Annotated in this window: 3 protein-coding genes; 2 read left to right on the top strand and 1 reads right to left on the bottom strand. The window is 41.5% G+C overall.

All coding sequences use genetic code 11. The annotated features are described in order from the left end of the window. Positions 1–5,243: neuraminidase-like domain-containing protein (locus ACQ96U_RS26740; protein ID WP_431724341.1), on the bottom strand; the 5,243-nt coding region annotated here is incomplete at its 3' end. A gap of 448 nt (positions 5,244–5,691) precedes the next feature. Between ACQ96U_RS26740 and ACQ96U_RS26735 the strand changes: the two genes are divergently transcribed. Together ACQ96U_RS26735 and ACQ96U_RS26730 are read left to right on the top strand one after the other, a co-directional pair. Continuing rightward, complete coding sequence (locus tag ACQ96U_RS26735) at positions 5,692–5,925, top strand: hypothetical protein (RefSeq protein ID WP_431724340.1); 234 nt, start codon at positions 5,692–5,694, stop codon at positions 5,923–5,925. A gap of 1,441 nt (positions 5,926–7,366) precedes the next feature. After that, the coding region (locus ACQ96U_RS26730) for a metallophosphoesterase (RefSeq protein ID WP_431724339.1) at positions 7,367–8,743 on the top strand (1,377 nt) is incomplete at its 3' end.

Raw genomic sequence — 8,743 nt, 5'->3', positions numbered from 1 at the left:
GAACTACTCACTGCAACCAAATATTGAGAAGTACAACCAATAATCGGAGGTAAGCACAGAAACGACTCACAATTTGTGGGCGCTAAATGCGTATATTGGAAAAGTAAGTCACTTATATTACCATCAATACTATAACTAAAACTGAAACTAATGGAACTTGATTTAGCATCAACTGAGGTGTGTGTGAGATAATAAATTATTTCACTATCTGAGGTACCAAAGCTAATTTCAGTTTCTGCGTTCTCCAATTGAAGTTCAGCCTTCACTTTTACCGTAACAGTGCTGTATATATCTGGGGCTAGAGAGAACTCTGACGACGTTTTAGATGTGCTTACATTTAAGAGGGTTTTATTATATGGATTAGTAAGTGGCTTATTGTTCCTATTATAGGCAGGTAAGTGCTCAGCTATATCGACTGTTTCTTGAAGGTCACCAGCTACCCATATTTCAAAGCTTGTCTTGAGATATCCATTGCCAGTGTCTGCACCTTTGTATGGCGTATGCGTGTAATTTACATCAGCATTAATGTCATAATGTGTACTGATCTCACTTCCACCAGTATTTGATGTAACGCGTGCTTTCCATTTTTCCTCATCCTGGTCTTGGGGTAAGAGTTGTATATTGAAGTCAACTGGACACCTAACTCTACTACTGTTAGGAATACCACTTGGTTCTCCATCAAGATATAAATGTGTATCAAAATTGAGACTACGCGTTTGAGGATTTGCAGAATTCAGAGAGTGTGAAACCGTGAACCGTTGAGCCCACGCTTGAAATGCTGGGCTTTCCACATCATATCCTTCATGTCTGATATCCAACGTACCATCTGGGTCTGTGGCCTCTACAATCTCATCAGATGCTTTAGTAATGCGCATGTCATACACAGTATTGAGATCAAGGCTATCGTCACTTTCATTTTTAGCAGGAAGGCTAAAAGAAACAAGCAGTGTTTGATCCGGCTCAGTCATCGCCTGACTCAGAAAAGCCATGGTTTGTGGTTTAAAGTCATATTTAAATATGTCAGGCTCGTGCACAGACCTAAAATGATTGGCGGCGTTGAGTTCAAGACTGGAGCTGGCTTTTGCATAAAAAGGTATAAACTCATACTCTTCACTTGAGGAAGTCGTGGCTTGCTTTAACTCTATCCATAGCAAGTAAAGCTGGTGTTCACTGATGCCAATCACGACGTTTGAAGCGATCTCATCAATGCTGGGAATAGAAAGTGATTGCCAGTAAGACCAGGTTAAACTGGCCAGCCAGTCTTCACGTTCTGTGAGTGTCGAGGTATCAATATCCACCTTTCGATAAAAAAAGGCAGGGTTACGTATCGACTTGCCAACAAAGTGGTAGGTTATTAGAGAGGAGCCATCATAAAGCTCCTTACAAAAGCTAATGGGTTTAACTTCCACTTCAGCCATCAAACTTTCTAAATACGCATAAACCTGCTGGTCGATATCATCATCTTCGAAGGAGGAGCTGCTAATTGCAGACATAAACTGTTGATAGGCTTGAGAGGTACTGCTGCGCATCTCAGGTTCAATATAATTACTGGGATAGAGGGCCAGCTCTTCATTAGCTTGCCAAATCCGGTACTCTTTATCGTAGGGCCAGCTAGTTTCTAAATCCGTGCGATTCACAAAGTCAGGCGAACCCTCTAGTGATGACAGTGCCCGGTAGATATACAATTGCAGCGTGGCATGGGCTTCGACAATGACACTGGTAGGTACTTGGCTACTGACATTGACATCCAGCAGTAGGTAGCGATAGAGGCTTTCGTTATCAAATACGTAAGGTGCTAGTTCAGAGCCCGCAGCCCACACCAAATTTTTCATATAGAGCGCCACTAACGCATCTCGCTTTCGCTCAGAGGACGCTTGGGTATAGAGTAGTGCTGGATCATTGCTGGCATGGCGGGCTAGCGCCAGTTGAGCCGATGCCGATGCATTTTGGGCATCACTGTTATCAGAGGCACAATGTAGTAACGGGATCATTTCTTTCACATTCAGGTCGAGCTCTATCCCCACATCCACCCGCCGTGCCATCTGGTCAATCGCTTCTACCGTAGTAGGCAATTGACCATCTAAGGCCTTATATTCCAATATCTCATCAGGGTGACATCCCAGTAGCCCTGCCAGCAGATAGGCATTTAAGTTTTCTGGATCATTCGTGGCTCCCTCCTCCTGATTCACTAACATTAAATACCCTAACCAGGCTTCAGCAGTGGCACTACCCACTTGCAAGCCTTTAAATAAGCTCAATGTATATAGTGCAGGCCAATCCAATTGATCGGTGAAGGAGAGTTCTGATGCTGTAGATAGCCAGCCTCTTATTGTTGGATTGGCAATGAGGTTAAGGTCTTCTCCCAGGAACTCATGCTTTTGAATAGTGTTCAAGCGGTTACGGAGATCCCACAACAAGCTTGTTCTTGCTTCTGAGGTAGGTTCATCATCGCCGTCATCTTCAACATAATCCCAGGCTAATAACATGTTGGAAAGTGTATAGATATTGCTATAACCCATCCAAAGCAACATTGGTTCAATGACACTTTGGTTGGCATTGACGTTCAACTCAGCCACTTTATTGAGGGTGATCTGATCTTGTTGCAGTTTGCAATTCCAGACGACATTGCTGAGGTTGGACTTGTATTGCTCGCCACTTGGATCATTTTCTGGCCAAGTCCAGTCCTCTGTAAGTGTACCCTCGACAAATGTTGCTATGTCATCTTTGCTATCAGCTATCACCAGCCCATAGCTATCGACGATATTTCCTGTCATAAACTCACTGAGTAAGCCTTCACCTGCTGGGTTATTCTCTAAATAAATACTTTCATAACTGGCAAATGTTGCTTCAGAGGCCTTACTGCCTTGCATAGTCCCCTTAAGTGTCTGTAACCACACCTCATTCTCAGGCTCATTGCGCGTATCAACGGTATGCTCACTCGGATCACTTAAGGTTTCACACAGTGACTCAGGAGTATAACCATGATCACTCATCCATTGGCTAAGCCAAATGAGTTTATTGATACCACTGAGGGCAGTAATCGGCATGGGTGAAAGAACTTCAGTGGTGAGCCCTAAGTGTTCACACAGCGCAAGGGTATGAAGTACAGAAAGTCCACCCATTAGCTGGCAGATCATCGGCAGCCGACCAATTTGACTGAGGACTTTTTCATCAATTGCGAGGTTGCCATCATTATAATTTTCAAGCAGTGGGGTAATGGCATCCCACTCTGCTTTTGAAAGTCTTAGACCTGCACAGAAGAGACCTTTCAGCGCTTCATCGCCGTTCACTGATGCAACAGTACACGCAGGGTCAAGACAAGCCTCTCTGACGATGGGGGCACCGTCTTCACCAAATAACGTGCGAAGCTGTGAGTACACAATGGTTTCAGGTTCTTCTGTACTCTCAGGTTGTGCGGGGAGAGGCACAAAGTAGCCATAGGGGTTTAAGGTATAAACGAGGCCTACAAAGGTGTTCACATCCAGAGCCCAGTGCTCTTGATAATGTATATAGTGTGCTAAAAGCGTAAGGCCGTCTGCGGTAATATTTTTGACAGCTTCAGTGGTACTGTCAGAATCACAATGGGTAATGGTCGTTGCACCTTCACAGGCAAGCACCCAGTCAATATCCACTGGGCTTAACTTCGTACCTTGATTTAAGCGCAAGAGAAAATTGAGAGCACGTTGCTGAGAGGCCGATAACACTGAAGGATCACTTCCATCTAAGCTTTCAACCTTTAAATGGCCTTCATCCAGTGACAAATACTGGCCTACGTGAGTAAAAAGTTGTGCACCAAACTCGCCTGCAGTGACCGAACTAACCCATACGCCAGACTTAGCTTGGTAGACTTCTTCATAACCTCGCTTAAATACTATTTCTTGTCCATTGATAAAGAGATGGGTGAGAAGATCTGCATTTGAGTGAATATACAGTGTCTTGCTATCATAACTTGACGCATCAGGAACCGTGATATTTTGTACCCAATGACCATTCCATAGCTTTATATTGACCAAATCAGCTCCATCTAACTGGTCACCAAGCGTTTCCTCTGTAATATCATTTTGAGCATCAACTGGATAATCAATAAAACTATAAAAGCGTGGCTCACCTTCAAAATCATCAAAAGCTTCATATTGCCGATAGAGAATATTCAACTCATCCTTGCTAATATTCATGCGATAGATAAAATCATCAATCGTCACGATGCCATCGGTTGGGCCCGCAGCATCAGTGTACCCCAGTAGATCCGTCCAAGTGTTAACGTCAACACTTAAATTATCAGTTAACAGCCCAACCTCATCCCCGATATTACTCGTATTCATGGTGCCCAGCTGCAGCGGCTCAGCCACATTGTTGATAAAAAAGTAAGGATTACTTGCACTAAAATCGACAGGCCTTGCGAGTGGTCGTGTTCTAAGCTCTAACGCATTCAGGCTTTCTACCCCTAACGATTTCATCGCGATCTGGGTGTTTTCAACATCCGCGACATAAGGTAACGCGGGCGGGAAAAACGCCTGTTCTAAATCCTCATCAGCAAGCGCGTTCCCTTTTTGCGTTTCAATGCTGGTTTGCAGCACATGGTTAACGATGTTAATGGTGGGGATTTCTTGCTTGGCATTGGCTTCGCTGAGGGCAATCTGTTTGATATCCGGCCGGCGTGTGTCGATATGGAGGATGTGCCCCGTCTCTCTACCTACACCATAATCAAACCCTGTACCTTTAGCATTCGCAATATTATACAGGTGAACCAGATAGCCCCCCGGTGATGTCTGTGCCTGAATTGCGTTCGGCATAGCATGGCTAGGACTACTCTCATCTCGAACCAGCTGGCGCACCCAGTCAGGCAAACTATTGAGAGTTCCTCCAATGCGTTTTTGAACAGGGTCAGTAGCGTTAATGACATCCCGGCGCAAGTTGGCAGTAAAACGAGCTGCTTTAAGGCTCTGTTTTCGAATATCTTGTCCGAGTGCTTTGGCTTGAGGAGAAGAAGGATCTGACAGGGCCGCTTCTGCCGTATTTTTAAACCCTTGTGCCTTGACGAGTATTAACAACTCTTGATGATCAGGGTTAGCCTGATCCAATACATTAAATAACCGATCATGTTTCAGTGTACCAAGATGATGAGGTCTTAGTTTCCTGCGTTTTTTAGCGGGTTTACGCGTGATCCGCTGCAACTGCTTACTTAAGTGCTTGCCTATTTCACGGTAAGTGTCATCGTGTTCCAGGGCATTAGCTTTCATCATAGTGGTTACTCGTCAATTTAATAGGATAGATGGAGGAGTAGCATCAGAATATATAATCAGGTAAAAATAATTCACCTCATGTGAAGATCATGAGTAATTTGTTCGTATAAAGGGGCAGAAGTAAAGTTTGATAACGATAAATTATCTTTCTCTCATAACTGGGATAGGACTATTGGAAAAGAAGTGAGTGTGCTTTGTGTGAATTATTAATATAAAGTATAGCGAGCGTATTTTATTAAATACAAAAAACGTTTATTTATTTTTCGACTTTTCATTCTTTCTGCATCACAAGGTAAACTATACGCATGATTTCACCATAGTTTAGGTGAATTTCATCCTAAGGTGGGGTGTCCGTTAGATGGGGGGAAGATCATATCAATCATTAGGCTATAATGAAGTGAAGCATTGATAAGTGAATAGTTTCTTCGGGGCAACGGGAGGATGCATTATGAACACCTTTAATGATCGAAAAGGGAAGAGTTTTTATAAAAAAAATACCAAGTTACATAGTAATCATGTTTATCATCATACTCACTGGTTTCACCAGACTGAGATCTATCCAACAAATACGTTCCGAGGTCCCTATTCAGGCTTAACACGTCGCCCTACACTTGATCGACGTAGTAAAAAGAGCCATAAAAACACTCATGCAAGATCACGGCGCATGTTTGGTTTTATTTAATAGGGATAATAAAAATATTGGATTGTAAAAAGCTACTTTCATGGCCGTAATGATGCAGTACTTAAGAGGTATAACCCGATGAGCCTTACTCCCACTCTCATATCTTTTGCTGTTTTTTATAGCTATTGATGATCTTGGAATTATTTTTAGCCATTAATAATTTATTTTTAAGGATAACAGTCAATCCATTCTCATTAATCACGCTATAAAATAGTGCTGTTCTTTACCACAAAAATATGATTACTTTATCACCTGGAGCGAAGGCAAGGATAAAGATTACATATAATTAAAGCACAGCACACAAAAAGGCTTCTTGAAACTGGTATATGGTTCAAATTATAAGCTGAATCATTCCGACTAAGCGCTAAACCTCATGTTGTCATGGTTATAAACATGCCTTTACACAGGGTTATACCTATAAAGTAGTATTCTTTATTCGATCATGCTAGACGAAAATGTTGAAGAGTTAGTGACATCTTTGAAGCAGTATCTGTTTGACCTCTCAAAGAGGTGGTGTTCTTTAATGTAGATCTTTTCACTCATTCACTGGGAGATTAAGGGCAAATAGTTCATGAGAAAAAAGTAAAACAACAATTAAAGAACACCAAAGCACAAGAAGTACCCAGAATGCCTTGTTAGTGACAAGGCCAAGTACAATGTCTGCTAATATTTCCCTCCGTGACATATACCCTACCTCTTGTCAAATACTAAGAGTATTCTACCTAGAAGGTAATATTTTTCATATGTAACTGTCTAGAGAATGATTTATGATTGAATTATTGCTAGATTATTAAAGATAAGTAGCAATGGTTCTATTCTAGTATCTGGTATTGAGAAATAACTGAATAGCTATCAAATAAAGCATCTATTAAAGCCTGTTCTGGTCAACCTAAACCGAACACATTTATTTGATAATTTTCAAGATCGACTGACGACTTATTTTCATTAACCGTATGTAGTTGTTCGATATTGTAATACTTCATGCAAGCAATTATATCTTGCTTTAAATACTCATGACTCAGTTGGGAAATTTTCAGCAACCATTCGTACTGTAAGCTACCAAGAAGTGTTCAACCACAGCGTTATCCCAGTAAGCACCTACATCTCGCATTGAACTGTTGCCTTATAGTAATTACCTATACTTCCACCGATATACTCCACAATCACAGAGAAAAACAAAACCACGCTTGGGCAACCTTATATGAATGGTTTTTTTATGGTATGACACACTAAACCTGTCGTCAATCGATGACATAAATGCCATTCTATAGGATAATAAATTTAGTTCTGTGCATTACTAGCAGGCTAAATATGTCCAAATTAATTTTATTTTTAAGCTAAATAACTTTTACAATAAAATCAAAAAACATCCATCTGATATGCATAATAGCCCATGTATAACTAGTATTTTATTAATGATAATAAATAGGCAAGTAAGAATATGAAACTTAACTATCGTCTAAAAATGAAAGCGCTATTACTCACTCTACTTACCCTAACGTTATCTGCGTGTACATATGAACAAAGCACTCCAACTAAGAAAGAGATACCACCAACCACATATTCTGAATGTGGAGGAGCAGGATCAAATTGGGGATGTCCACACTTCGATTTTTGTTATGAGCCAAGCATCCCTCCAACCTCTAGTGGAAGCATGTTAGCCAAATGGTATATGGATGAGTGTGATAGTGTGGACTGCGATTCTCATTCAGGAATGAGGAAAATATCGTATGAACCACAGGAGGGTAGGCAGTGTGATCCTGATGCCTACGCCCAGGTGCATGTGCATACTGAGTCCCATCTTGAAGGGGATGTGAACGGAGTTTCATATAAAATACGAATCAATACGCAAGGTGCGACCAATAATTGGGAGATAGAACAAGGATGCGGGAAGTTTAAGTTAGTCCGAGACTCAACAAGCCATGGTGACTGGGTGAGTGACTGCTATATAAAGAACTACGATGACCCTCATCCGATGCACATCACTCTTGTTGAACCTCAACCAGAGAGTGTGAAATTTACCTTTGCTGTCATTGCTGACACACAAGCATGGCGGTTGTGTAACCTAGACAATGAGAGTCCAAATTGTGGTGATCCGAACAGTGAGAGCCAAAATGGTAGTGAATGGAAAGGAAGGATGGACCATCTAGTAGACCAGCTCAATAGTGAAACGAGCGTGTTATTTGGATTACTGAATGGGGACGTGACCGAATTTGGAAGGAATGGTACCTTCAATGCTGTCATGAATCGCTTAGCGAATCTAAACTTTCCAGTGTATTGGGGGTTAGGAAACCATGATTATGAGAACAATGTTGGTGATTGTACCGAGGTTGGATCAATAAATGGATGTGCATACCATATGTGCCAGAGAATGCATGACGCTGTTCAAGGTTATAAAGATACACTGCAAAATGTACAGTTTGACTGGCCCATTAACGGGGATTATTCGGGGGAGGGTAGTCTCGCCTACTCTTGGGATTTCAAAGGGGTTCACTTTGTACAATTACAGAATCACCCGTTGTATGAGAACAAGGTCTATCATTACGATATCAAAAACTCTCTCGATTGGTTAAAGAGTGATTTATCAGGGAAATCCAATATTATACTTTTGATGCATCAACATTGGATGTCTAACATAGATAGTTCTGATCCATTAAGGTCTGAACTGAAGGCTATATTGGACCAACATAAACCTATCGCTATTTTTGATGGTCATACGCACCATTTTGACTATAGTAATTTAATAAATGACCCTACATGGGGGACAGTGCCTGTTTTCACTACAGAAGCAGCTTTTTATGGGGGGTATCATATTGTG

Origin of the sequence: Zooshikella sp. RANM57 (assembly GCF_050749885.1) — a bacterium.
Classification (GTDB): Bacteria; Pseudomonadota; Gammaproteobacteria; order Pseudomonadales; family Zooshikellaceae; genus Zooshikella.
Note: the sequence above shows the minus strand (reverse complement) of the source record. Positions and strands in the feature narration are given on the sequence as shown.

What these genes read in the sequence shown, in the direction of transcription:
- ACQ96U_RS26735 (WP_431724340.1), top strand. Translation starts at nt 5,692, where the DNA reads ATGAACACCTTTAATGATCGAAAAGGGAAGAGTTTTTATAAAAAAAAT.